Origin of the sequence: Acidilobus saccharovorans 345-15 (assembly GCF_000144915.1) — an archaeon.
GTDB lineage: Archaea > Thermoproteota > Thermoprotei_A > Sulfolobales > Acidilobaceae > Acidilobus > Acidilobus saccharovorans.
In genome coordinates, this window is the sequence record NC_014374.1 from 52629 (window position 1) to 76647 (window position 24019).

Here is a 24019-nt window from a genome sequence, read left to right on the forward strand (position 1 = left end):
GTGGGAAAAATAAAAGCTAGGGCCTGAAGGCCTCACTGCCTCAGCCTTGAGTAGGCCTCCAGGATCTCCAGGCCTCCCCTTACCTCCGCGCTCCTGCCGTCCGGCCTTGAGGCGAAGAAGTCGCTGACCTCCTTCTCCCTCCCGAGCCCTATGAACGGCAGGTAGCCCAGGAGCCACCTCTGCACTATCGCCGTCCCCTCGAAGGCCTTCTCCAGCCTGTCGAGGCCCCCGTCCCTGAGCCAGCCCCAGACCAGGTCCCTGCCATCGGGGTTGAGCCCAACCGTGAGCACGTAGAGCATGTCCTGCCTCTTCCCTGAGGCTATCCACTCTATGGCCTGCTGCAGGGCCGACCTGTCCCTTATCTGGGCCGCGGCCACGAGGACCTTTATCCTCTCAGAGTCCAGCTGCTGCCTCTCGTGCTCCCTCCTCAGGCCCTCAAGGTCGCCTGCGGCCACCGCGTAAGCCGTGTATACCGCCTGCCTCATGTTTGGGTCGACTTCCTTGCCGAACTGGGACGCGAGCTCGTTGGCGAAGGAGCGGTCCATTATGGCCAGCCTGTTCGCCACCCTCCCCGCCAGCTCCCTGTGCTGCTCCTCGGGCCTCCTGGACTGGAGGGCGAACTGCGACCTGTGGTAGTCTATGGCCCTCTGGGCGAACACGGCCGGGTTTACAAGGAACAGGTTGAAGAGCTCGCTGCTCAGCTCGAGGGCGGGCAGGTAGTCGGGGACGCTGAAGTTCATGTCAACTACCCTGAGGTAGTCGTCCCTGCTGACCAGGCCGGCGAGCATGAAGTAGTAGTAGTCGTTGAGGAGCCCGTAGGTTTCAAACTGGTTCAGCCTGGCGAGCCTCGAGAGGTCCGGGTAGAGGACCCTGTAGAAGCCAGCCCTGTCGAGGTTCACCTTGAGCTGCCTCACCTCCTCGCCCACGTCGACCTCGTGGACCCTGGAGCTGAATATGGCGTCTACCCTCCTGCCGTTGACCTCGATGGTGGCCGGCACCATGTACGTCAGGTCCTCCAGCTTTCCTGAGAGCGAGAACCTGTGCTGCTCGAGCCTCACCCTGCTGCCCTCCACCGTGACCCTGAGGTACGGGTAGCCGGGCTTCGTGATCCAGTCGTTCATGAGGTCCGCCACCGGCACCGACGTGAACGGCTGTATGGCGGTCCAGAGGTCCTGGGCCACGGCGTTTGAGTAGGCGTGGTGCTCCAGGTACGACGACAGCCCTTTCCTGAACGACTCGCCCAGGAAGTACTCGACCATCCTGAGTATGCTTGCTCCCTTGCCGTAGCTTATGTCATCAAATATCTCCTCTATCTCATCAGGTGACGAGACCTCCACGTGTATTGGGTGGGTCGTGCTCAGGGAGTCCCTCACCATGGCGCCGTCGGTCTCGCCGAGCAGGAAGTTCTCCCACATGAGGAGCTCCGGGGCGAAGGAGCTGACCGCCTTGTAGCTCATGAATGTCGCGAAGCTCTCGTTCAGCCAGAGGTCGTCCCACCACTTCATGGTCACAAGGTCGCCGAACCACTGGTGGGCTATCTCATGGGCCACCACCTCGGCGACCCTCCTGCGCTGGGCCATGTCGGCGTCCTCAGGCGCGAGGAGGGCGCTCTCCCTGAAGGTTATGGCGCCCCAGTTCTCCATGGCGCCGAAGGCGAACTCCGGGACGGCTATCAGGTGCATCTTGGGCAGCGGGTATGGTATGCCGAAGTACCTCTCGTAGAAGTCCACGCTGTTCCTGGCGGCCCACAGGGCCAGGGAGCCGTACTTTGTCTTGCCCGGGACGGCGGCGAGCACGTAGCGGCCGCCGCTGTCGACTACCTCCTCCCACTTGCCTATGCCTACGTATAGCAGGTAGGTCGACATGGGCGGGGTCTCCATGAACTCAACTACCTTCTTGTCGCCATCAAGCGTCACCCTCTCTATGGGCATGTTTGATATGGCGTGGAGGTCCCTGGGCACCCTCACCGAGAGCTTGAACCTGGCCTTGTAGGCCGGGTTGTCGACGCACGGGAACATCTCCCTGGCGTGGACGGACTCGAACTGCGTCGATATGACGTAGCCGCCCTCGTAGGGGGCCCTGTATATGCCCACAAGCTTCTCAGCCGCCTCGCCCTCAAAGTCCACCTCGAGGGTGCCCGAGAACCTGCCGGTCCTTACCGTGACCCCCTCGTCGTCCTGCGCGAACTGGACCGGGGACCCGTTGGCCTTGACCGAGGTCACCTTCACGCCCTTTGCGTCAAGCCTCAGGTCCTCCTGCGTCTCAAGCTCTATGGACTCGTGGCCCCTGTACCTGAAGCCATCAAAGTCCATGAATATTACATACCTCTTTATCGTGGCCTTGGGACCGAACGCCAAGCTTAGTCCCAGAGGCCTGTTATACAACTACATAAAAAGTGTTAGCACTTGTGAAGGAACAAATGAAGGGGCTAAACGACGGGCCTCAGTGCCTCCTGAGCAGGAAGAAGGCCACGAGAAGGAGTCCGACTACCACTGCAGAGCCTCCTATGACCTCCTTGGCTGGCGCGCTGCCGCTCGGCACAGTTACCACCACGGAGCTCAGGTTGCCTATCGTGGTCTGCGACGGCTTCACAGCGACGCCGTCGACGCCAACAAGGGTGACCTCCTCCCCCTCGACGGAGGCGAAGGCCTTAGCTATGTGGTCAAGCCCGTTCTGCTCGTAGAACTGCGACGCGTTGCTGAAGAGGTACTGTATGGCGACCAGCGTGTCCTTGGGGCTCTTGGCGTTGGCCTTTATTATCATGGGGCTCCTGAAGCTGAAAGTCACGCTGTGGCCGTAGCCCGTTACGTTTATCTCCTCCGTCGAGGGCACCACTACCCTGAAGTTCTGCTGTATGTAACTTATGAGCTCTGACGTGGCGTTGATGAATGGCTCGGCGTTGTCAGCCAGCTCGCCCAGGAGGCCACCGTAGTCACCCAGGTCCGCGCCTCCCTGGAGGTCGCCCTGCTTGGCTAGGGCCTGCGCGCCCCCAGTTAAGGCCTTCCCCAGAAGCCCTATCAGGTCGTTGGAGGCGTTTACGCTGACCTCCCCTGAGGCCACCCTGGCCTGGTAGTTAACGTAATAGTGGTAGCTGCCGTTTATGAAGCCGGGCGTCAGGGCCGCCCCTATGAGGGCCTGCACCAGGCCCAGGGTGGTGTTGGGCGGCGCTGGCGTGGCGTTAACTACAGCCTTGAGCAGCACCTCTGTGAACGTCGAGTTCTCGTAGACCTTGAGCTCAGTTATGTTTATGCCCGTAGTGTTCAGGCTCTCGTACTTGGCCAGCTGTATGGGCGCAAGGTACGGGGTGTGGGACACGTTCACATTTAACGTTATAACGTACTCGGGCGAGGGCGACGTAACCGCCTCTATGAGCCTGTAGAGGCTCACGTTGGCCTCAAACTGGCCCTCGCTGCCCACCACGGCCACAGTGCCGTTGAACCTGAGCTCCGACGCCCTCCCGTTGGAGGTCCTGTTGATGAAGCCTGAGGCGTTAAGCGACTGCAGGCCCAGCCCGCTGCCCTCGAACTTGCCCATCCCGCTGAACTTGAAGTGCGCGTGCCTGGGCAGCTGGCCGCTGTATGTGAGCCTCAGGTAGGTCGATGCGCTGTAGTACGTGACCTCAAGGCTCAGGTTCTCCCTGGGGACCTCGTGCTCAAGCGACGCCGTCCCGTTAACCAACACGACTACCGCGCTGTTGGGGTAGACGTAGATGTAGTTGCTCTTGTTGACGTGAACGCCCTCAGCAAGCGAGGTCGCGGGGTAGAGGACTATGGCCGCTATTAACAGCATTGACGCGGCCGCGGCGAGGGCCCTCCTGATGTCCAATAACTTCACCTCAAGGAACTTAAAGTGTCGGGAAGAGTTATATGCATATCTGCATAATGCAACGCTGGGCTTCCATTCCCTCGCGCACTGCTCACCGCTTTTAACTTCACAGGCGACCGAGCACGGGGCTCAAGCTTGATACCTAGGTGGGCTGTGGCGGTCCTAGTTTACTCAATACTGATAGCCGGGGCCATCTTCGCTGCCGCCTACCCCTACGTGAGCGCCTCCACCGACTGGGGGGTGCTCCTGGAGGGCCGCAGGCTCATCTACTTCAGCCCAAGCAGCGGGTGGGTGGTCGCCGATGGGAACGGCACGGCTGTGGCCTACTTCAACGGCAGGTGGCTCTCGCTTAACGTCACCGCGACGGCCGCGTGCCAGCTGGGGGACCAGCTCATAGTGGTCGGCTCATCCCACGACAGGCCCTCGCTGGTGGACCTCAGCGGCTCCGAGGCCACGTACTACAGCGTTGATGATTACGGCTACCTCACTGCCGTCTCCTGTCAAAACGGCGTCGTTGCCGCGGCCGGCGTGCTCAACACGACCCCGTTCCCGCCCTACAGGCTCCTGGCGGTCTCGCTGAGGAACGGCTCGCTGAGGGCGTACGCGACTAACTTCACCACCCTGGTGCCCCCTTACAGCGCGGCCCCGCTCAGTGGCGGGGTTGCCGTAGCTTTCAGCGACAGCTACCTAGTCTACGTGAACCCCTCGGGGGCCCAGGCGTACTACTACGGCAGCAACGTCACCATAGACTACGTTGGCAGCTACGACGGGGCGCCGCTCCTGGCGGGCTCGGAGATGGTCAACGACCTGCAGGAGGCCATGATATCCCTTAACGGGACGGCATATGTCTACAGCGATGAGGCCTACGTCTTCGCTGCTGCTAGGACTCTGAACGGCCTCGCCCTTTACCTTAGGCCGCCGTCCGGGTGGGCCTCAGTGCTATACACCTACGGCGGACTTCCAGAGGCCGAGACCACGGCGGCGCTCGACTACCCGTTCTCCCTGACCGCCGCCTACCCGTTCCTCCACGGCATCGTGTACCTCGGCCAGCTGTTCGTGGGCTCAGGGAGCGACTACATAGCTCTCTACATCAATGGGACCGTGCAGGGCTACCTTGAGGCCAACGGCTCCGTCATAGGGTGGGCCACGTCCTCAAGGCCCGCGGTGGTCACCCCCTCCCTCCTGGAGAGGTCCCACCTGAGCCCCCTGGGATCCTACAGGCTGTCCCTGCAGGGGCTTAACGTCAGCGCCTCGCGCGGGGAGCCCGCGCCGACGGGCCCGCTGAGGCTGGAGCCCATTAGGCTGGAGCACGGCTTCTATAACAACGCCGTGGGCTACTCTGTTGACGCAATAATAGTCGGCACCATAATACTTGCGTTCACTGAGAGGAGGAGCTTATGAAGAGCCTGTCCCTGAGCTTTATCAGGGCGTCGGCCACCTCTGGCCTCATCATGTAGTCCGGCGGCCTCTGGCCCTCCGAGAGGAGCTTCCTTATCTCGGTCCCGCTTATCCTCCTCCTGTACTCGTCGCCGTGAGGGCATATCTTGTCATTAACTATGCCGCCGCACTTCACGCAGTAGAACGCCTCCCTGAGGAACAGCGGGGTTATCCCAAGGTCTGGGAACTCCTTGAATATGTTCCACGCGTCGTAGGGGCCGTAGAAGGAGCCGACGCCAGCGTGGTCCCTGCCAACTATTATGTGGGTTGCCCCGAAGTTCTTCCTTATTATGGCGTGGTGTATGGCCTCCTTGGGGCCTGCGTAGACCATCTTCATCCTGAGCACGCTGAAGACGTAGCTCGACCTGGGGAAGTAGTCCCTCAGCAGGACCTCATAGGCAGCAACTATGGCGTCGTCCGTGAAGTCGCCTGGCTTCTTCCAGCCGACGAGGGGGTTCACGAAGAGGCCGTCGACGAAGCTCAGGGCCGCCTTCATGACGTACTCGTGCCCCATGTGAGGGGCGTTCCTTGTCTGAAACGCCGCTACGCTCCTCCAGCCCAGCTGGTCGAAGAGCACCCTGGTCTCCTTGGGCCACAGCCTGTACTTCTCGAACGGCTCGGGCAGCTCAGCGAACTGCTCAACCTTGCCTCCTATGAGGGCCTGCCCCTCCCTCCTGTAGAGGAGGGCCACGCCCGGGTGGGCCTGGTCGGTGGTGCCGAAGACTCTCTCGGCGAAGGCCTTCCTGTCCCACTGGTAGGCGTCCTCAACGCTCATTATGGCGAACCTGACGCCCTTGTAGGACAGCGCTATCTCCGAGCCGAGGACCTCCTTGGCCAGCCTGGGCTCCACGTCAAGCACTATGGGTATGGTCCACGGGAGGTCGTTCGTGAGCCTCGAGTTCCTCAGCACGCTCTCGTACTCGTCCTCTGTCATAAAGCCCTCGAGGGGGCTGTAGACTCCGTGCGTTATGTTGGCCACGTCATACGCTAACGCCCCGGAGAGCTCAACGGCCGGAAGCTCAGCGGCCTCGCAGGAGAGCTTCTCCGCCCTGGGCCCCCTGGCCACCCTGTCAATAAGCCTTCCTCCGTGGGGCTGGGATGCCATCCTGGACACCTCACAGGTAGCCCAGGCTCTTGAGCTTCCTCAGTATCTCCTCCTTCTCCTCCTCGCTCACGGCGCTCTGCACCTTCTCCCTCTCCATGTCGCTCACCACCTCCCTGAGGACGTACGTGACGAACTGGGAGACGCTGTTGAAGCCGGTGCCTGCTATGAGGCTCTTTATCCTGTCGTAGAGCGGGGTCGGTATTGAGACTGTCGTGTACCTCCCCCTCTCGCCCTCAGGCCTCCTGGCCATTGGCTTCACCGCCTAATTAAATTTAATTAGGGATATTTAAGCTTAATTAAGCTTAATTAAAGCCCACGCTTTAAAGCCCCTTAGGACGCGTCGGCTCGGCGGTGTTGGGGCTTGAGGGGGCTAGTTGCCTGGCTGACAGGCCTGCCGGGAAGCGGCAAGACCACGATAGCAAACGCCGCGGCCGAGAGGCTCAGGGCCATGGGCTACAGGGTCGAGGTGCTTGACGGCGACTGGTTCAGGTCCCACATAGACCCCGAGGCGGGCTACACAAAGGAGGAGAGGGTGAGGCACCTGGTCAGGGCCTCGTGGGTGGCCAGGCTCCTGGCAAGGAACGGGGTAATAGTGATATGCAGCTTCGTCTCCCCCTACAGGGACGCCAGGGAGGAGGTCAGGAAGATAATATCCGAGGAGGCGGACTTCCTCGAGGTCTACGTCAAGTGCCCGCTGGAGGAGTGCATAAGGAGGGACCCCAAGGGCCTCTACAGGAAGGCCCTAGCAGGTGAGATCAGGCACTTCACGGGGATCTCGGACCCCTACGAGGAGCCGCTGAGCCCCGACCTGGTGCTTGACACTGTAAACAACAGCGTTGAGGAGAACGCCGAGAAGCTGGTTAACCTCATAACCTCAAGGCTCAGAGGTAGCCGAGCCTCCTGAGCCTGTCCTTCACGGCCTCCTCGTCCTCCTTGCTCATGACGCTGGTCTCCTGCTCCTCCAGCAGCTGCCTGAGGAGGAACTCAACGAGCTCGTCAACGGACTTGAAGGTCCCCTGGGCCTCCACGTAGTTCTTGGCCTTCTCGTAGAGGTCCCTGGGTATGGACACCTGGGCCCTCTCCTCGGTCAACGCCATCCCCGGCCTGCGCCTGGCTGTGAAGCTAATAAGGCTAGTAGCAGGGGCTCCCCATGGCCCTGAGCCTCTTCCTCCTCCTGGCCCTAAGCAGCGCCCTGAGAAGCTCCAGCAGGGGGAGCCAGAAGGAGAGCACGGCCATGCTGGGCTCGTCAAGGGCCACGTGCCTTATCACGCTGTCGTTCAGGTTGGCCCTGTCCCTGTGCACCACGTAGAAGTGCTTGAACTCGAGCACGTGGAGGCAGCTGCCGTCGCTCAGTGTGGCCCTCCAGTTTCTCAGCTGCCCCCTGGGCTTCCCGAAGGAGGGCTCGAGGCACTGCTCCTCAGGCCTGGGCACGGAGTCCTTGGGCACAACGTAGTCAACGTGGTAAGGCGCCTTGACCATTGCCCTCTCTATGGCCAGCCAGTCCATTGGACCGCCACGAAGGCGTAATTTGCCGTAAAATAAAACAGTTAGCATGTGCTGCAAAATGAGCGAGGAGTGCAGGGGCACCCTGAGGGCCGTGGCAGGGCTCATAGCGCTGGGGATGACTAAGGAGATGATAAGGGCCGCCCTACACTACGACTTTAAGCTTGACATGAACGACGAGCAGTTCGAGTCCCTTTACTTCAGGGCCGCCAAGTGCGTCGAGGAAGGCCTAGTAAAGGTCAGGAGCTGGTCCACCCCGTTCAGGCCAGGGGACTGCAACAACGAGGTCGTGAGGGAGGTGGCCGCCATGATAATGAGGGGCGAGGACCTGGACTCCATAGTGCCTGCAGTGCTCAGGAGACACTACATGCTGAGGAGCGGCACCGCCTACAGGGTGCTGACCCAGAGGGACGTGGAGTATGCCTACGACGTCGCGCTCCTCTGCATTAAGGACAAGGTGGAGAGGGCCAAGAAGTGGTCAGCACCTTGAGGAGGAGTATATGTCGAGGACGGCCCTGAGGTCCCTGAGCTCAAGCTCGGTGGGCATAGGGTTGTCCTTCCTCCTGCCGTCAACGTAGTCGGCGAACGCCCTTACCTCCTCACCTATCATGTCCTTCTTCGCCACCTCAACCCTTGAGCCGTTGACCACCAGGTCCCCGTGCCTGGCGAAGTACCTGAAGCCCCTGGACTCCAGGAAGAGCCTCGAGGAGGGGTCCTCGTATATGGACCCCTTGTCGCCGTAGACCTCTATTATGGGCGCCGGGGCGGCGCTCCTGAAGGCCCAGCCGTACATGTAGACCCCCCTGGCGCCCGACCTGAAGTTAAACATCGCGACCCCCACGTCCTCCCCCTCCATGTCGACGCTGCCCGTGCGGTAGACCATGGAGCACACGGACGAGTAGTCGCCCGCCACGTTAAGCATGACGTGTATCATGTGTATGCCGCCGTCTATGACTGCCCCGCCGCCCATGAGCTCCTTGACCTTCCTCCAGGTCCTCGGCTGGTTGTAGTGTATGTCCCTCACTATCACCGTGTGAACCCTGCCCACGTTGGGCAGCTGCCTGTAGAGCTCGTTGAAAGTCTCGTCAAAGTGGTAGTTCTCGGCAACCATGAACTTGAGGCCGGAGGACTCAGCGGCCCTGACTATGGCCTCTGCCTCCTCCATGTTCCTGGCTATGGGCTTCTCAAGCATGACGTGCTTGCCCGCCCTGAGGGCCCTCGTCGCCATGGGCATGTGGGCGTCGTGGCTTATGACCAGGTCAACCGCGTCAACCTTCGACGAGAGGACGTCATCATAGTTTGTGAAGTAGCCCGCGGCCCCGAACCTCTCCGCTATGGCCTTGGCCTCCTGCTCGGAGGAGCTGTAGGTGTAGTACTCTATGTCGAAGCCCTCGTCCTTAAGCCTCGACATGGCGGCCAGGTGGACGGAGCCGAAGCCCCTGCTGCCGACGACCGCTATCCTCAACGCTGGTCCCAGGAGAAAGAAGGGGCCTGGCAAAAAGGCTTATGCACTTACCTTCCGCCGAACGAGGCCCTCTCTATCGCGAAGCCCACCACTACGAAGGGCAGGCTGACGAAGACTATCATAAGGCCTGGGAACAGTATCCACCACCACCACCCGTTGAGCGCGGCGTTGGCGTCGTACGCGGCGTCAAGTATGCCTCCCCACGTCACTATGTTGGGCGGGGCTATGCCTATGAAGGCGAGCGTCTCAACAAGCAGTATCGCCCCGGGTATCCCGAGCACGGTGTAGGCCACTATGAACGGCACCAGCCTGGGCAGGAAGTGCGTCAGGAACGTCCTGTAGGAGGGTATGCCCATCAGCTTGTCAGCCTCGACGAACGAGTTTGTCTTTATGCTCTGGGCCGCGCTCCTGGCTATTATTGCGTAAAACGGCCAGCTCAGGAAGGTTATCAGGAGGGCCTCCTCCATTATTGAGAGGCCCGACTTCAGCAGCAGCCCAAGGGCCACCAGGAACGGCAGGGCTGGCAGGGCCAGTATGACCGTGCTGAACCAGTTGAGCGCGGCGTCCGTCTTGCCGCCCAGGAAGCCCGCGTATCCACCTATGAAGGCGCCTATGAGCACCCCCAGCAGCGAGGTGACCACCCCTATCTCAAGCGCGTTGGGGAGCCCAAGCAGTATGCCAAGGAATATCGGCCTGCCGTAGATGTCTGTGCCCAGCGCCCCGTAGGCGTTCCCCATGACCCTCACCTGGGCGGCCTTGAACTTGGCGGGCCCGGCGGTCGCGATGAAGACATTCACCCTGTAGGTGCCCAGCTCCGTTGGGCCCACGGTCCTCCTGGAGAGGTTGCTGAACAGGGCCGTTGCGAGGGCCTGCGTGGTCAGCACCGTGGGCACGGTGCCCGTCTTCTGGAGCAGGTAGGCCGAGAGAGGCTTGGCCAGGGCGCTGAGGTCAAAGGAGTACGTCGTTCCCGTCACGGTCACTGTGGCATTGACAGTTGACCCTGAGGGCTTAACCCACTCCACCAGCATGTACTGCATCGTTGCGTTGGAGGCGAAGTTGAATACCACGTCCGTTGGGACCTTTGAGTAGCGCCACTCAAAGATGTACGTGAGCTCATACACGTAGACGGTGCCGACGTGCTCATACACCTTCACGGAGTGGGGGTTCACGTACAGGGAGGGGGCGTAGCTGGAGGGGCTCAGCGCCGCCATCCAGGAAGGCGCCGCGACCGTTGGGTATGCGCTCTCCCAGTACTGGAGGTTGTTTATGTAGTTGAAAGCCACGCTCTTGGGCCACGTGCTCACGTAGGCGGCGAGCCCAACAAACACAAATATTATCACGAGCGCTGCCAGGGCGCTCTTACTCTTCAGCACGTACTTCAGGTAGAACGTAAAGCTGGATCCTGCCTCCTCCGACATTCAAATTCACCCTTGGCTTGCCCTTATCCTCGGGTCCAGTATCCCCTTTATTATCTCGTTAAGGAACAACGCTATTACAAGCACAAGGGTCAGCACGTAAGTTATCGCCATAACGGTCGCCTCGTCCGACTCAAGCACGGCATAATACGTAAGCAGCCCTATGCCTGGCCACACGAACACTATCTCGGTGGTCAGGCCTCCGGCGAAGGAGCTCGCCAGCCACAGCATGGCCTGAGTCGCTATTGAGGGCGATGCCGTCTTAAGTATGTGGCCGAACACTATCCTCCTCTCTGGCAGCCCCCTGGCCTTAGCCGTGAGCACGAAGTCCTCCTTGGTTGTTGCCAGGGTCAGGCTCCTGACCACGTAGGCGAAGCCTCCCACGTTAACTATGAAGAACGCCAGGAGCGGCAAGGTCATGTGGTCCAGGAGGCTCGCCACGTACTGAAGGGGCTCCCTGGAGAAGTTGAGCCCGGCGCTCACTATGCCCCCGGGCGGGAACCAGCGGAGACCGTAGGCCAGGCCCGCTATGAGCAGGAAGCCTATCCACCACGTGGGCAGGCTCTGGTGCACGACGGCTATCACGGGTATGGCCTTATCGTAGGCGGAGCCCTGGTACCTGGCCGCCAGCACTCCAAGGAGCGTTCCCACCGCAATTATTATTATTGTTCCAGTCGTGAACAGTATTATAGTCCTCGGCAGGGCTACGGCAATTATCTGGGCTATGTTATTAGATGACGTGTAGCCCGGGTAGCTTACGCCCGGAGGGGTGACGCCGAAGTGAAAGGTTATCAGGGCCTTCATCTGCAGGGCAAACCTGACTATGAGGGGCTGGTTGAGCCCGTAGGCGGCCTCCAGGGACTTCTCGTAACTCTCGACTTCAAGGTTTACCTGGGTCAGGTTGAGGCTTCCCCTGGCGTGCCTTATGAGCTCCGTCTTCAGCTGGCTGGCCGAGTACTTCACGTAGTCGGCGTAAAGCTTCTGTATCACGGGGTAGGTGAAGACATAGAGTATAATCATGGCGGCAAAAAGTACAGTAATGTATATAATCGCAGTCTTAGCTAAAAAAGTCTTATAACCCATTAGTGGCTGTCACCCCTGGCCATTCACTTTCTCCTGGCCAGGAGTGCCACGGCGGCTATTATAACTATTACAACGACGACTATTCCCACTATCAGTGTAGTCGAGATGGTCACAGGCTTAGGTGTCGTGGTAGTTACCGGCGTGGTTGAAGTTGTTGTGGTCGTCGTTGTTGTGGTCGTGCTTGTGGTGGCCACAGGCGTTGTTGTGGTCGTCGTTGTTGTGGTCGTGCTTGTGGTGGTTGTAGTGGTGGTCGTGGTGGTCACCATCGGAGTCACAGTTATGGGCACCTTCACTGGGTCAAGCAGTATGTTCGCAGGCGTGTAGGCCCACAGCACCAGGTAGTAGCTTCCAGGCGACAGGCTCGCGGGCACAGGTATGCTCACCGAGCCGTCAGCGCCGCTGGTCAGGTTCTCCTGCGCTACTACGGCGCCCTCAGGAGTCACGAACTGTGCTATCACGAACACGCCGCTCTGCGTTGTCGTGACGTTCGTCCCGTCAGGCGTGCCGTAGACTGTGGCGCTTATGCTGCCTCCGGCCGGCACCATGCCCAGCGGCGGCAGGGCCACGTGAACGGAGTACAGCACCGGGGTGCTGGTTAGTATGCTGGGCACTGGAACGTTGAAGTAGGGGTTCCTCACGAGCTTGGCGTACTGGCCGGGCTGGTAGGCCACCAGCATGTAGGGCCCTTCGCCTATGACTGCGTTGCCGTAGGTGTTGATGTAGTTTATGGCGTCAGTGTAGGCCTCATGTGCGAACGTCTCGTTAACGAGCTGGACGCCGCTCAGGCTCTGGACCTCGAGCAGGCCCTCTGGTATGTAGCCCGTGCTGTTGTAGAGCTGCATGGCCTTGAGCACGTTGCCCACGTCAGTTGGGTTCACTAGGCTGAGCCAGTCGACGTGCTCGCTGGTGGCAGCGCCCGTGCTCCACGCCGCCTCGCCGTGGGCCACCACGTATGCCATGGCTGCGTAGAGCGGCCAGGGCATCATTCCGCCTCCGGGCTCTGCGTAGCCGAGTATTATGAAGTCGCCCACGGTGCTCAGGGCGGCGTACTCAGGGTTGAACCACCACGCGGTGCTCCAGATCTCCAGCGAGGTGCTGTTCAGTATCTCAAATCCGACTATCTGCTGCAGCGACGGGCCGTAAACCGCGGCCGCCGTCGAGTCGTATATTGGGCTGTTGCTTGACAGGCTCACGTTGGCCGCTATCAGGTACTGCTCTATGAGGTCAGCAAGCGTTATCGGCTGGCCGTCAACGAACCTGTCGTTCTGCAGGAGCGGGGCGAAGTTAACTATTACAGCCACCTTGGCAGTTGTGTTCGGGGGCACGTGCTGCACCTTCATGCTGGTGGCGTTGTACATGAGGGCCGACGTGGGCACGGTTATGTTGGCCACCGGGGACAGGGCCACGAGCTTGTAGGTGAAGCCAGCGGGCACAGGGAAGCCGTTGCCAGGTATGTAGTATATTATCGGCAGGAAGACGCTCGAGGCTGTGGCGACGCTGTAGGAGTCAGTGAAGCCGGCCACCGGGTTCATGCTTCCCATGGCCAGGTGCCTCACACCTATGGTGAGGGTTCCTGTTGGGGTCCTGGCGTTCAGGAAGCTGAACGGGGTCACCAGGCCCTCTATGTAGTTGGGCACCAGCCCAGTCACCATGTTGCTGTTGACGAATATCGGTATCAGGCTCATGCCCAGGCCGATCCTTATGGCTGAGACTATGCCATAGTAGTTTATCGTGTTAAGCCACTCGTAGTACTGCTGCTCACTTGTGAACTCGCTGAGGGCGAGCCTGAGGCTCAGGTTGTCTATGATGTTGAGCTCCTGGGTCAGCTCAGGCTCCTGTATGTTGGTCGTGTTGACCCCTAGGCCCCACGCCGTGCCGTAGGCGTCGCTTGCGGGCAGATTACCGAATGCAGCACCGTAGAGCGAGGCCGGCAGGCTCCAGTCGTAGAAGCCGTAGGTGCCGCCCCAGGCCTCTATGAGCACGTTCCAGGTGGTCTCGTTAGGCACCATGCTGTATATGTCTGTTATCTCCTTCTGCAGGTTGCCGTATATCGGCTGCACCTCGAAGCCCAGGCTCTTGAGCTGGTCTATAAGGAATGAGGCGTAGATGTACCTCACGGTGGTGTCACTCCTGACGAAGACGTATATCACCACGGGCTGGCCGTTGGGGTAGTACCACTGGCCGTTTATGTACTTGTAGCCGTGGGCCGTGAGGGTCTTGTATATGGTCTCGTTCGCGTAGGACGGGTTGTAGGTTATGTTGGAGAACTTCGCGGTCACGTTTGAGGTGGTCAGCATCTCATACTCCCCACCGTACAGGGTCAGGGACGGTATCCCATAGCCGTAGAGGACGTCGTTGACAAAGTAGCTCCTGTCAACTATGTAGTTAATTGCGAACCTGACGCTCTGGTAGTAGAACGGGTTGAGGACCTCCTGCCCGCTGGGGTTCTGTATGTACTCAACCGGGTTCAGGAGCACGTCGTAGTAGGTTGAGGGCATCTCGTAGGCCACCGCCCCTGAGGGCAGCGTGCCCATCTTGTATGGAGGTATTGCGTAGTCATAGAACGCTATGTAGCCGTGGTCAAAGTCGCCGACGCCTGCAGTGTCTGAGCCGGAGTAGCTCTTCAGTATTATTGTGGAGGCGGGCTGCCCTGACGTCTGGGCCCTCGCAGTGAAGGCGAGCGGGTTGAGCAGCACCAGGCTGAACACTACGAACAGGGAGGCTACAAGGACTAGCTTCAACGCGTGCCGCATGCTACCACGCTGCCTTGTGGTATTACATTCAGAGAATTTATCTGTTGACTTTCGTAAGGCGGTGCCGCTACCTTTCAATATATGTTATGATTACTTTACCTAAACATGATAAGCCTCACCCGTAGGGGCTTCCTTTAACACTGGCTCCGAGGACGGTTAGCGTTAAGAGCCCCTAGCCAGCTTAAAGCCGCGAAGGAGCTTGAGGGCGCTGATAATAGCGAGCGGCGGCGGCCACACCGGGCACGCCCTGGCCCTGGCGGAGAGGCTCGTGGACTCAGGGGCGATAGTTGACTTCGTTATACCGGAGGGCGACAGGTGGAGCGAGGAGCAGGTCTCCAGGCTGGGCAGGGTTGTCGCGAGGACGCCGAAGTTCCTTGACCCGGGCGAGGGGCTCGCAGAGGGGGTTCTGAGGCTCCCGGGGGCCCTGCTCAGGTCGCTTGCCAGGGTCCCCAGGGGCTACGACGTGGCCGTGGCTAGCGGGAGCAACCACAGCATAGCCTCTGGCATAGCGGCGTGGCTCAAGGGGGCGAGGCTGGTCACAATAGAGGCCACTGAGAGGTTCGTGGAGCCGAGCAGGGCCGTCAGGGCCCTGTCCCCCATATCTAAGCTGGTAGCCCTTCAGTGGGAGGAGCAGAGGAGGTTCGCGCCCAAGGGGGTTGTAGTGGGCCCCCTGCTCGGGAAGCTCCACTACAGGGTCAGGGACGAGGGCTATGTCCTTGTGACGGCCGGAAGCTACGGCTACAGGGCGCTCTTTGACGCTGCCGCCGCCTCAGGCATCAGGGACAGGCTGGTGCTGCAGACAGGCAGGGTGGACCCGGGGCCCTACGTCAGGGCGGGCCTCAGGGCCTTCAGCTTCAGCCCGGAGCTGGAGGACATGATAGCCGGGGCCAGCGTCGTTGTGACCCACTTCGGGAGGACCGCCGTGGAGGCCGCATGCAAGTACGGCAAGCCAACAGTCCTGGCCCCGAACACCGAGTGGGTGTGGATGAGGAACCCGGTGAGGATGGTCGAGGCCAGCATGATGGCCAAGAGGATAGGCGCCGTCCTGCTGCCGCCAGACCAGGTGACCCCCGAGGGAGTAGAGAGGGCCGTGGAGGAGGCCATGAAGGCTAAGCCGGCCGCCTGCGACGACGGCTCGGTCAAACTGGCTCAGATAATAACCTCCTGGCGCAGGTAGCCCGGGGGCGAGCTTGAAGTTCATAGTGACCGGGGGCGCCGGCTTCATAGGGAGCAACCTGTCCCGGCTCCTCCTCAGCGAGGGGCACGATGTAATAGTTGTTGACGACCTGTCCTCGGGCGCCAGGGAAAACGTGCCCGCCGGCGCAAGGCTCGTCATAGGTGACGTCTCCGACAGGAGGGCCCTTGAGGGCGTGGAAGCCATGGCCAGGGGCGACGAGGTCGCCATAGTCCACCTGGCCGCGGTCTCGGGCGTCGTGGAGGCCAGGGAAGACCCCTCGAGGGCCGTGAGGGCCAACGTGCTCGGCACCCAGGAGGTCCTCGACATGGCTAGGAGGCTCGACGCCTACGTAACTATCGCCAGCAGCGCCGCGGTCTACGGCGACGTCAGCGACGTCCCTGTTAAGGAGGACGCGCCGCTCAGGCCCACGAGCCTCTACGGCCTCACTAAGCTCTTTGACGAGCAGCTTGCTGAGCAGGCCTACAGGGACTACGGGCTGAGGTCCTCCTACCTGAGGCTGTTCAACGTCTACGGCCCAGGGATGAGGAGGGGGCCGTATGCGAGCGTGATCTACAACTTCATGGAGGCCGCCATAAGGGGGCTCAGGCCGGTGATATACGGCGACGGCCTCAACACGAGGGACTTCGTCTACGTTGACGACGTCGCCAGGGCCTTCGTCGAGGCGGTCAGGAGGAGGGCCACGGGGCCCTTTAACGTGGGCACGGGCAGGGAGGTGAGCGTCCTGGACCTCCTCAGGCTCATATCTAAGGTGGCGGGCGTTGAGCTGAGGCCCGAGTTCAGGGAGCCGAGGCCGGGGGACATAAGGAGGAGCTGCGCCGACGTAAGCAGGGCCAGGGAGAGCCTTGGCTGGGAGCCCAGGGTGAGCCTCGAGGAGGGCCTCAGGCTGACCTACAGCTACATGAGGGAGAGACTAAGACCTTGAGCCCCTCCACTCGTACCTCCTGAAGGCCATCTTTGGCAGGGCCACGAGGCCGGCGAGCAGGTAGAGGGCTATGGCCGCCGGCAGGGGCCTCACGGCCTTCCCAGCCTTGGCCACGGCGATTATGTAGTACGCCGCGCTCGGCACCAGCCACACTGCTGACCAGGCCAGGGTCCACGTCAGCAGCTCCGGGTGAAGCCTGGCGACGGCTAACATGCCCAGCCACGGAGTTATGAGGTAGCCCCAGGCCGGCATTATGAGAAACAGCAGCAGGGGCCACGTCCTCCTGACCCCCCTGAGGGCCGTGAAGGTGGCCAGCATCGACCCCCTGACCCACCTCTCCTTCTGCCTGATCACAGCCCTTATGGAGGTCAGGGGCTCCTCGACTACAGGGCTGCCGCTGAGGAACGCCACCTTCATGTCCCTGCTGAGCAGCTTAGCCGAGAGGTCCAGGTCCTCTGTGGGGGCCCAGGGAGTCCAGAGGCCCACCGCCTCCAGGTCCTCCCTCCTCACGAAGTAGCCGGAGCCCGTTATCCAGGCGGAGCCCGTGAAGCCCATCAGGGCCGGCGCCAGGAACTGGTTGTAGAGCCTCATCTCCGCCGCCTGGGCCCTCATGTGGGCCCCGGCGAAGGTCCTCCTGGCCTCAGGCGGCAGGGCCACCTCCCTGGGCAGCTGGGCCGCGGAGTAGCCTGACGCGAGTGCCGACACGGCCCTTGATATGGCGTCCGGGGGAGCGACGCCGTCGGCGTCAAGGACCCCTATTATGTCACCCGTAGCCATGGACTCAGCCCTGTTGAGGGCCGCCGGCTTGCCCCTGGTCATCCCGTCGCCCAGGGAAAGCCTGACCCTGACGCCATCCACTGTCGCCTCGGAGCCGTTGACCTTCCTGAGGCCGAGGGCCCTCAGCACGCCGTCAACCGTTGGGTCGTCGGCCTCGGCCGCTATTATTATCTCATAGAGGCCCCTGGGGTAGTCCTGGTTAAGGAGCGACCTGACCGCCCTGAGGGCCCTCTCGCCCTCCCTGTAGGTGGGCACTATCACCGAGACCCTTGGGGTTGCAGGCAGGGGCTGCCTGGCCCCCTGCGCCCTGCCCCTGGGGAGGCCGTGAAGTATTATCACCAGCTCCACCACGAGGGCCACGCCAACAGTTATGGCGCTCCCGGCGGCGTAGGCCATCAGGGCCCTCGAAGTCGATATGCTGAGGTGCAGGCTCTGCAGGTACTGGTGGAACGTCGTTATAATCTGCTGGCTACTTAGCACATTCACGTTAACACTCAATGGAGCCCCCTTTCACCTTTAGCTCAGGGGGCTAGAACTTAAAAAAGGTTAGGGACCTAGGCATTGGCCTGCTGGCCCTTCAGCTCGGCTATCCTCCTGTCAACCTCCTTCAGCTGCCCGTCGGCCCACGACCTGAGGTCCTCCAGGTAGAGCCTGTAGGCCTCAAGGGCCCTGAGCTCTGAGTCCTTATCATAGTAGCCGTAGTAGCCGTACCACGCCATGGCCCAGCCGGGCCTCTCCCACGGGGGCAGGTACGAGAAGGGCCCGTGGCCTGGCCAGGGCCCTCCGCCCCACCGCCCAAACCTCCACCAGCCCATATCGCTCACCCAACTCGAATATTCGATACAAGCCTTATAAATCTTAATGCTGGCCCCAGCGGTCGCTGGGAAAAAATAAATAGATCCAATGCGAACTGTAAGCGTGAGCTGTATGCAACTTAAACCAAGGTGGTGCGCGTGCTCTCAAGGGTCAAGGTCTCCTTCGCGAGGGTCACTGCCGATGACAGGGAGGCAGTGCTGTCCATATTGAGGGGTGCGCCCGAGCTGAGCCACGTCGACATAAACGCCACCTTCGACAGGTGGCTCAGGGAGGGCTACTTCATAAAGGCCGTTGACTCCGACAACAGGATCGTGGGCGTCCTTCACGCCAGGCAGCTCGAGGACGCCGTGTGGATGGAGGGCATCGGGGTGAGCAGCGACATAAGGAGGAAGGGCGTCGGGAGGCAGCTCGCGGCGTACGTTATGGAGCTCACGGGAGGCAAGGTGTTCAGGGTCATGGCGAGCGAGAGGAATGTGCCGTCAAACGCCCTGGCCCTGTCGCTCGGGTTCAAGGAGGTGGACAGGGTGTACTTCAGCGACGGCGCAAGGGTCACGGCCCCGGAGCTGGCCAGGAGGCTCGGCCTCGACGAGGCCAAGGACGTCAGCCTGGAGGGGCCCGGCTACGTGGACTCCTGGACCTGGAGGCCCATTGAGTACTACAGGGGCAGGGTCTTCTCAAACGGCCAGGTCAAGGTACTTGACACGGACCCGCCGTTCTTCGTCGCCGGCGACGCCGACGGCTACATGAGGTTCTCAAGGCAGAGGGCCGCCTACTCCGAGGCCTTCATAGTCTACGAGCTCAGGAGAGCCTGAGGAATATCAGCAGGGCAGCGGCGCCGACTACGGCCTGCAGCGCCATGAGGCCAACCGTGACCCCCCTCTCAGTGGCCCTCCCCATCAGCCTCCTCTGAAGCCTTATCATGAGGTGCGTCAGGCTGTAGGACCTGTCGTAGGGGGGCTCAAGGGAGCCGTCAGGGCGCACCCTGCCGAAGTTCTCCTTGTAGACGCCGTGCATCAGCCCCCTTATGAAGAGCAGGAGCTCCGCGTAGTAGAGCATGTACATGAAGAGGCCGAAGGCCGCTATGTCGCCCAGGACCACTATGCCGGCGTAGTAGGCGCCTACAGCGTAAGTCATCGTGTTGCCCGGGAACACCTTGGCAGGGTACCAGTTGTAGAACAGGAAGCCCAGGAGGGCCGCCATCATTATTAGCGAGAGGTACGCAGTGAGCCAGAGGCCCTTGACTATGGAGAAGGCCGCCGTGAAGGCAAGCATTACCACCCCCATGCCGGCCTCCAGGCCGTTGTAGCCGGCTATCATGTTGTAGGCGTTGGAGGCCCCCATGACGCCTACTGGAACCACGACGAGCGGGAACAGAAGCCCCAGGTAGAGCACGTGAAGTATCGGCACGTGAACTATGTAGGCGTTGTACTTGGCTATCATGAGCGGCAGGGCGGCGGGTATGGTTGACAGCACCCTCACCGCGGGGGGTATGCCCTTCTTCCAGCCAAGTATGTCGTCCAGGAGCCCTATGAGCCCCGTGAGCATGAGGAGGGAGAGCATGGAGAACAGCGGCACCGGGTTGTAGAGGGAGCCGTTGACGAAGGTGTTTATGGCCTCCATTACCAGGAGGCCGAGGGAGGCCCCCACTATGACCCAGAGCCCGCCCGCCTCGGCCACCTTCCTTCTGTCTGGCTTGTTCATGTCGGAGCCCACGAGCCCCCTTGAGCTGGCCACCGCTATCCACGATGGTTCTAAAGCCATCACTGAGCCCATGGCGACGAGCGACGATATTACTGCGACCACTGCCTCCTGCAGCAAGCCCCTCCCGAGGGCGTTGTCCTGGTCCTAGTTTTAAGCGTTGGAGCCGCAGGAGCCCAGGGGCACCCCTATCTCCCTGGCCCGCCTCAGCACCTTGCTAGGCAGGAGACCCACGTCGAAGCACGGCCTCCCCCTGGCGTCCTCCTCCATGATCCTGAGGCCCACCTCCCTGAGGTCGTCGGTGCCGTAGAGCCTCCTCGCCTCAGCCCTGACGGCCTCCATTGCCTTCCCAACCCCCTGGGTCGAGGCTATTGAGTAAAAGTCAGCTCTCGGCATGAGCCTCTTCACCGCCACCCTCTCGGGCCTCCTGACCCCCGTGAGGTGGAGCCCCATGGGGCTTGACGAGAGCCTCCTCCTGAAGTAGTAGGGCGGGGCGTAGAGGTACTCGAACCTCCCGTCCCACAGGTACCTGAGCCTCCTCGAGTAGGTGAAGGCCCAGTGCTCCTCGTGGAGCCTGTCAGCCCTGCACCTGTGGCTCAGGTCGCCGCAGAGCGTTATGAAGGGCCAGTAGAGGAGCACGTACCTGTCCCTCCCCTCGCCCTCCACGAAGTCCCTGAGGGCCCTGCCCAGGCCCTCGAAGGCTATGAAGTCTGAGTCCCAGACAAGTATGTACCTGTACCTGGACTCCCTGAGGGCCAGCTCCCTGGCCTCGGCGTAGCCCCTGGGAGGGTACTGCCTGACCACCCTCACGCCCAGCCTAGACCTGGCGTCCTCAAGCACCTGCTCCGTCTCGTCCCACGGGTCGGAGGAGTCCACCACGAGCACCTCGTCAGCCACGGAGGCCGCGTCCTCAAGGGCCAGGGGGAGCCAGTCCGGGTCGTTGTAAACTATCACGGTGGCGCTTATGCCAAGGGGCCTGCCCTCCCTCGACGGGTCAACGAGCCTGAGGCCCCTCGCCACTGTGGCCATCGCGTTGTAGGCGGCCCACGTGAGCCTCCTTCCCATTATCCTCCTGGCGTACCTGAGCAGCGACGCCAAGGCCCCTCAGGGCCCTGCCGGGAGCACGGATTATTAACCGCAGCCGCGCCAGGCAGGGTGGGCCGAAGGGCTTGAACTGGGACGACGTAGTTAAGGTCGTGCTCTCCATGCCCCCTCACAGGGACCTGGCGCTCCTCAAGTCCCAGCTGCCGAGCCCCAGGCTCTCCGGCTTCAGGAGGAGGTGGCTCTCGGAGCCGAGGGGCCAGAGGGCCGACTGGGAGAAGGTAATGCCTGACGGGAGGTCGGTGCACGTGAGGGAGTACAGGGACCACTACCTGGTGCACTGGGACATAGCCTCGCCCTCGAGGAGCGCCCTGAGGCACCTGGTCTACGACGCCCCGCACTGGCTGATAGTCGCTGTGGCGGCCGCCGTCACGGCGATATCCGTGCTCCTGGGCCCCGGCGCTAAGGTCGGGGCCGCCGGCGGCCTCATGGCTACTGGCAACATGCTGCTCGGGTATAGGAGGTCGCTTATAGCCCCGGCCGAGCCCCTCAGGCTCCAGGGCCAGCTTGAGGGCGTGCTTACCACTTGACGAGGGCGGAAGGGTCGCGGTGTCCTCCAGGGCAAAGTACATGGCCTTAGGTGTCCTGGACGGCACCTCTGTTGCCGTGGAGAAGGTCGTGGAGAACCCGGCCTTAAACGCCAGGGAGAGGAGGCCAACCTTCATAAGGGCCTGCAGGGAGGCCGGGGCCCAGGTGGTCATAGCGGCCCACGGCTCCTACTGCATACCCTCGGCCCTGGAGGCCAGGAGGGGGAGGCTGAGGCTGCTGGTCGGCGAGGGGAGGCCGGAGGACCTGAGGCTCAGGGAGGCCGGCGCCTGGGAGTTCATATACTCCAGCCTGTTAGCAACCTTCGAGAGGGCGAAGGGTCATTAGGCCGGGCGACGTGGCCTACACCTTTGAGGGCCCCCTGAGGGAGGCCAGGGTGAGGGGGAGGCCCAACAGGTTCCTCGTTATACTTGATGACGGCACTGAATGCCACCTCCACGACCCAGGGAGGCTGAGGGAGCTCATATACCCCGGCAACAGGGTCCTCGTGAGGCCCACCAGGGGGCTGAGGACGTCCTGCTCAGTGACGGCAGCGTGGTCAAACGGCAGGTGGGTGGTGGTCGACAGCAGGATCCACAACAGGGTCGCCTCCCTCTTCCTGCCCCCTGAGGCCACGCCGGAGGTCAGGGTCGGGGACAGCAGGCTGGACTTCAAGTATGACGACACCTACGTCGAGGTGAAGGGCTGCACCCTGGTAGTTGGCGGGGTCGCGCTCTTCCCCGACGCGCCCACCGAGAGGGGCAGGAGGCACGCAGAGGAGCTGGCTAGGCTGAGGGAGGAGGGCCACGGGGCCACGATGATGTTCCTCATAATGAGGGACGACGCCCTCTGCGTGTCCCCCAACTGGTCAACGGACCCAGCGTTCTCCTCGCAGTTCGTCAAAATGGTTGAGGCGGGGGCTAGGGTGGAGGCCCACAAGTTCAGGCTTGAGGGGAACAGGCTGATATACGTCGGCGACGTGCCCCTCTGCGACGGCGTCCTCAGCGGGATGCCAAGAGCTCCTCCAGCAGCCCCCTGACCCTGGTTATGTCTATTACGCCCATGTCGCCCCTGCTGACCGTGCCCTCCGGGTCGTACACCGAGAGCACCCCGAGCCAGTCGTGCATGGAGTCGTCAGGCCCCTTGTCGTTCCTGTCCGTGTAGTTTGAGGGCCACCCGACGGTGCCTATGGGCCTCCAGTTGAGGTCGTCTAGGTAAACGGTGAGGTCCGGGGCGTCGCCCTTGGCAACAGGGTATATCTCCTGCGGCTCGTAGGCCTCGTTCCTCCAGGCCTCCCCGTTAGGCCCCCTTATCTTCATGATGGCCCCCTTCACCTCCCTGACCAGGTCCTCCAGCTCCTCCCTGCCAACTATGCCGTGGGGCTCCCTGCCCCTCACGTTGAAGAAGAAGCGGGAGTAGTAGCCTCCCCATGCCCAGACCCTGGTGTGGTCCCAGTCTATAATGTCTGGCGTCAGGTCCGTGCCGGGGGACCTCGGCCTCTCCTTAAGCTTCAGGTAGCCCTCCTGCTCGAGCCACTGGTTTATTGCGAAGGCCCCGTGCATCGACTTTGTGCCGTGGTCGCTGACTATCACTATTATCGAGTCCCTGAGGGGACCCCTGGCCATCTCCTCAAGCCATGAGTCGACCCTGCTGTAGACCTCCGGTATCACCCTGCTGTAGACCTCGTGGTAGGTGTACCTTGGGTGCCTCTCGTCGAAGTACTTCCAGAAGGCGTGGTGGGCCCTGTCTATGCCTATCTCCACGTATATGAAGGCGTCCCAGGCCTTGCCCTCGGCCAGGTACTTCACTATCCTGCCGTGGTTCTCAACCATCGCCAGCAGGTCCCTCCTGGCGGCGTCCCTGTCCTCGGTCCTGTAGACGATGTCGAACAGCGGGTCGCCCACGCTGGACTGGAGCTCCTGCCTGAGCCAGGGCGGCCACGTGTAGGGCTTCTGCGGGCCCGGCGTGTTGAAGTCGGTCACCATGAAGCCGTTGAGCGGCCTGGGAGGGTACGTCGGGGGGACCCCGAAGAGCCCGAACCTGAGTCCCCTCCTGCCCAGGTCGTCCCATATGGCAGGCTCCCTCACGTCCTGCGACGTGACCACGTAGGAGTCAAAGGTCCCCGGCCTCCTGTGCCTGAAGCCGTAGATTCCCAGCTCGCCCGGGCTCCTCCCCGTGAACATGACCATCCAGGCGGGCACGGTTATGGGAGGGTGGCAGGTCCTCATGAGGTACCTGGCGGAGTCCTCGACGAGCCCCCTTATGAACTTGAAGCCCCCGCCGTCGTGGCCCTCGTAGAGGACATATGGCGGCAGCGAGTCAAGGCCCAGGACGAACAGCCTCCTGGCCAAAGCGCCTCACGGGTTGCCTTGATGCCTGGAGGGTTAAATAAGTGG

24 protein-coding genes are annotated in these 24019 nt (G+C 61.7%); 9 read left to right on the forward strand and 15 right to left on the reverse strand.

Annotation, left to right across the window (positions count from 1 at the left end; genetic code table 11):
• Positions 1 to 32 precede the first annotated feature (32 nt).
• Positions 33 to 2357, reverse strand: coding sequence for a M1 family metallopeptidase (locus ASAC_RS00240; protein WP_013265970.1), 2325 nt, complete (start codon positions 2355 to 2357; stop codon positions 33 to 35).
• An 85-nt stretch (positions 2358 to 2442) separates the two neighbouring features.
• A complete protein-coding gene (locus tag ASAC_RS00245; protein WP_013265971.1) occupies positions 2443 to 3825 on the reverse strand; it encodes a hypothetical protein in 1383 nt (460 codons plus the stop codon).
• A 135-nt stretch (positions 3826 to 3960) separates the two neighbouring features.
• Here ASAC_RS00245 and ASAC_RS00250 point away from each other — a divergent pair, with 135 nt between their 5' ends.
• Positions 3961 to 5226: a hypothetical protein gene (locus ASAC_RS00250; protein ID WP_013265972.1), complete on the forward strand. Its 1266-nt coding sequence runs from the start codon at positions 3961 to 3963 to the stop codon at positions 5224 to 5226.
• On the opposite strand, the gene sat is transcribed toward ASAC_RS00250, so the two are convergent.
• Together sat and ASAC_RS00260 are read right to left on the reverse strand one after the other, a co-directional pair.
• Positions 5204 to 6367, reverse strand: coding sequence for a sulfate adenylyltransferase (gene sat / locus ASAC_RS00255; RefSeq protein WP_048812915.1), 1164 nt, complete (start codon positions 6365 to 6367; stop codon positions 5204 to 5206). The two genes, ASAC_RS00250 and sat, sit on opposite strands and share 23 nt — an antisense overlap.
• Before the next feature lie 10 nt (positions 6368 to 6377).
• Positions 6378 to 6617: a hypothetical protein gene (locus ASAC_RS00260; protein WP_013265974.1), complete on the reverse strand. Its 240-nt coding sequence runs from the start codon at positions 6615 to 6617 to the stop codon at positions 6378 to 6380.
• A gap of 111 nt (positions 6618 to 6728) precedes the next feature.
• Between ASAC_RS00260 and cysC the strand changes: the two genes are divergently transcribed.
• Complete coding sequence (cysC, locus tag ASAC_RS00265; RefSeq protein ID WP_013265975.1) at positions 6729 to 7271, forward strand: adenylyl-sulfate kinase; 543 nt, start codon at positions 6729 to 6731, stop codon at positions 7269 to 7271.
• Here cysC and ASAC_RS00270 read toward each other — a convergent pair.
• Together ASAC_RS00270 and ASAC_RS00275 are read right to left on the reverse strand one after the other, a co-directional pair.
• Positions 7249 to 7464 carry a hypothetical protein gene (locus tag ASAC_RS00270; protein WP_013265976.1) on the reverse strand — a complete coding sequence of 72 codons (216 nt, stop codon included), beginning with the start codon at positions 7462 to 7464 and terminating at the stop codon, positions 7249 to 7251. The genes cysC and ASAC_RS00270 overlap by 23 nt on opposite strands.
• A gap of 34 nt (positions 7465 to 7498) precedes the next feature.
• A complete protein-coding gene (locus ASAC_RS00275) occupies positions 7499 to 7873 on the reverse strand; it encodes a hypothetical protein (protein WP_013265977.1) in 375 nt (124 codons plus the stop codon).
• A gap of 58 nt (positions 7874 to 7931) precedes the next feature.
• On the opposite strand from ASAC_RS00275, the gene ASAC_RS00280 reads away from it, so the two are divergent.
• On the forward strand, positions 7932 to 8360 hold the full coding sequence (locus ASAC_RS00280; RefSeq protein ID WP_013265978.1) for a hypothetical protein: 429 nt from the start codon (positions 7932 to 7934) through the stop codon (positions 8358 to 8360).
• Here the strand turns inward: ASAC_RS00280 and ASAC_RS00285 are convergent.
• From ASAC_RS00285 to ASAC_RS00300, 4 genes are all read right to left on the reverse strand, one after another.
• The gene (locus ASAC_RS00285) at positions 8349 to 9335 is read right to left on the reverse strand and encodes a Gfo/Idh/MocA family protein (RefSeq protein WP_013265979.1); all 987 of its coding nucleotides are present in this window, start codon (positions 9333 to 9335) and stop codon (positions 8349 to 8351) included. The genes ASAC_RS00280 and ASAC_RS00285 overlap by 12 nt on opposite strands.
• Before the next feature lie 47 nt (positions 9336 to 9382).
• A complete protein-coding gene (locus ASAC_RS00290; protein ID WP_013265980.1) occupies positions 9383 to 10753 on the reverse strand; it encodes an ABC transporter permease in 1371 nt (456 codons plus the stop codon).
• 6 nt (positions 10754 to 10759) lie between these two features.
• On the reverse strand, positions 10760 to 11770 hold the full coding sequence (locus ASAC_RS00295; protein WP_238523612.1) for an ABC transporter permease: 1011 nt from the start codon (positions 11768 to 11770) through the stop codon (positions 10760 to 10762).
• A gap of 86 nt (positions 11771 to 11856) precedes the next feature.
• Positions 11857 to 14574 (reverse strand): ABC transporter substrate-binding protein, encoded by a 2718-nt coding sequence (locus ASAC_RS00300; protein WP_013265982.1) that lies wholly within the window; start codon positions 14572 to 14574, stop codon positions 11857 to 11859.
• Between the two features lie 211 nt (positions 14575 to 14785).
• On the opposite strand from ASAC_RS00300, the gene ASAC_RS00305 reads away from it, so the two are divergent.
• Both ASAC_RS00305 and ASAC_RS00310 read left to right on the forward strand, forming a co-directional pair.
• On the forward strand, positions 14786 to 15763 hold the full coding sequence (locus tag ASAC_RS00305) for a UDP-N-acetylglucosamine--N-acetylmuramyl-(pentapeptide) pyrophosphoryl-undecaprenol N-acetylglucosamine transferase (RefSeq protein ID WP_013265983.1): 978 nt from the start codon (positions 14786 to 14788) through the stop codon (positions 15761 to 15763).
• A 13-nt stretch (positions 15764 to 15776) separates the two neighbouring features.
• Positions 15777 to 16706, forward strand: coding sequence for a GDP-mannose 4,6-dehydratase (locus tag ASAC_RS00310; protein WP_013265984.1), 930 nt, complete (start codon positions 15777 to 15779; stop codon positions 16704 to 16706).
• Here the strand turns inward: ASAC_RS00310 and ASAC_RS00315 are convergent.
• Positions 16695 to 17981 (reverse strand): glycosyltransferase family 2 protein, encoded by a 1287-nt coding sequence (locus tag ASAC_RS00315; RefSeq protein ID WP_048812684.1) that lies wholly within the window; start codon positions 17979 to 17981, stop codon positions 16695 to 16697. The two genes, ASAC_RS00310 and ASAC_RS00315, sit on opposite strands and share 12 nt — an antisense overlap.
• Positions 17982 to 18037: 56 nt before the next feature.
• Positions 18038 to 18298 (reverse strand): DUF5320 domain-containing protein, encoded by a 261-nt coding sequence (locus ASAC_RS00320; RefSeq protein ID WP_013265986.1) that lies wholly within the window; start codon positions 18296 to 18298, stop codon positions 18038 to 18040.
• A 138-nt stretch (positions 18299 to 18436) separates the two neighbouring features.
• Between ASAC_RS00320 and ASAC_RS00325 the strand changes: the two genes are divergently transcribed.
• Entirely contained in the window at positions 18437 to 19111 is a 675-nt protein-coding gene (locus ASAC_RS00325; RefSeq protein ID WP_013265987.1) for a GNAT family N-acetyltransferase, read from the forward strand.
• Here the strand turns inward: ASAC_RS00325 and ASAC_RS00330 are convergent.
• Both ASAC_RS00330 and ASAC_RS00335 read right to left on the reverse strand, forming a co-directional pair.
• Positions 19098 to 20117 carry an MraY family glycosyltransferase gene (locus ASAC_RS00330; RefSeq protein ID WP_013265988.1) on the reverse strand — a complete coding sequence of 340 codons (1020 nt, stop codon included), beginning with the start codon at positions 20115 to 20117 and terminating at the stop codon, positions 19098 to 19100. The genes ASAC_RS00325 and ASAC_RS00330 overlap by 14 nt on opposite strands.
• A 33-nt stretch (positions 20118 to 20150) precedes the next feature.
• Positions 20151 to 21095: a glycosyltransferase family 2 protein gene (locus ASAC_RS00335; RefSeq protein ID WP_013265989.1), complete on the reverse strand. Its 945-nt coding sequence runs from the start codon at positions 21093 to 21095 to the stop codon at positions 20151 to 20153.
• Positions 21096 to 21166: 71 nt separating this feature from the next.
• Between ASAC_RS00335 and ASAC_RS00340 the strand changes: the two genes are divergently transcribed.
• Genes ASAC_RS00340 through sfsA form a run of 3 tightly spaced genes read left to right on the forward strand, consistent with a single transcriptional unit; the run spans position 21167 to position 22662 of the window.
• A complete protein-coding gene (locus tag ASAC_RS00340; RefSeq protein WP_013265990.1) occupies positions 21167 to 21628 on the forward strand; it encodes a hypothetical protein in 462 nt (153 codons plus the stop codon).
• Entirely contained in the window at positions 21606 to 21971 is a 366-nt protein-coding gene (locus ASAC_RS00345; protein WP_048812685.1) for a NifB/NifX family molybdenum-iron cluster-binding protein, read from the forward strand. Before ASAC_RS00340 ends, ASAC_RS00345 begins: the two co-directional genes overlap by 23 nt.
• 10 nt (positions 21972 to 21981) lie before the next feature.
• Positions 21982 to 22662, forward strand: a complete 681-nt coding sequence (sfsA, locus tag ASAC_RS00350) for a DNA/RNA nuclease SfsA (protein ID WP_013265992.1) — start codon at positions 21982 to 21984, stop codon at positions 22660 to 22662.
• On the opposite strand, the gene ASAC_RS00355 is transcribed toward sfsA, so the two are convergent.
• Entirely contained in the window at positions 22625 to 23974 is a 1350-nt protein-coding gene (locus ASAC_RS00355; RefSeq protein WP_013265993.1) for an alkaline phosphatase family protein, read from the reverse strand. The two genes, sfsA and ASAC_RS00355, sit on opposite strands and share 38 nt — an antisense overlap.
• Positions 23975 to 24019: the final 45 nt, after the last annotated feature.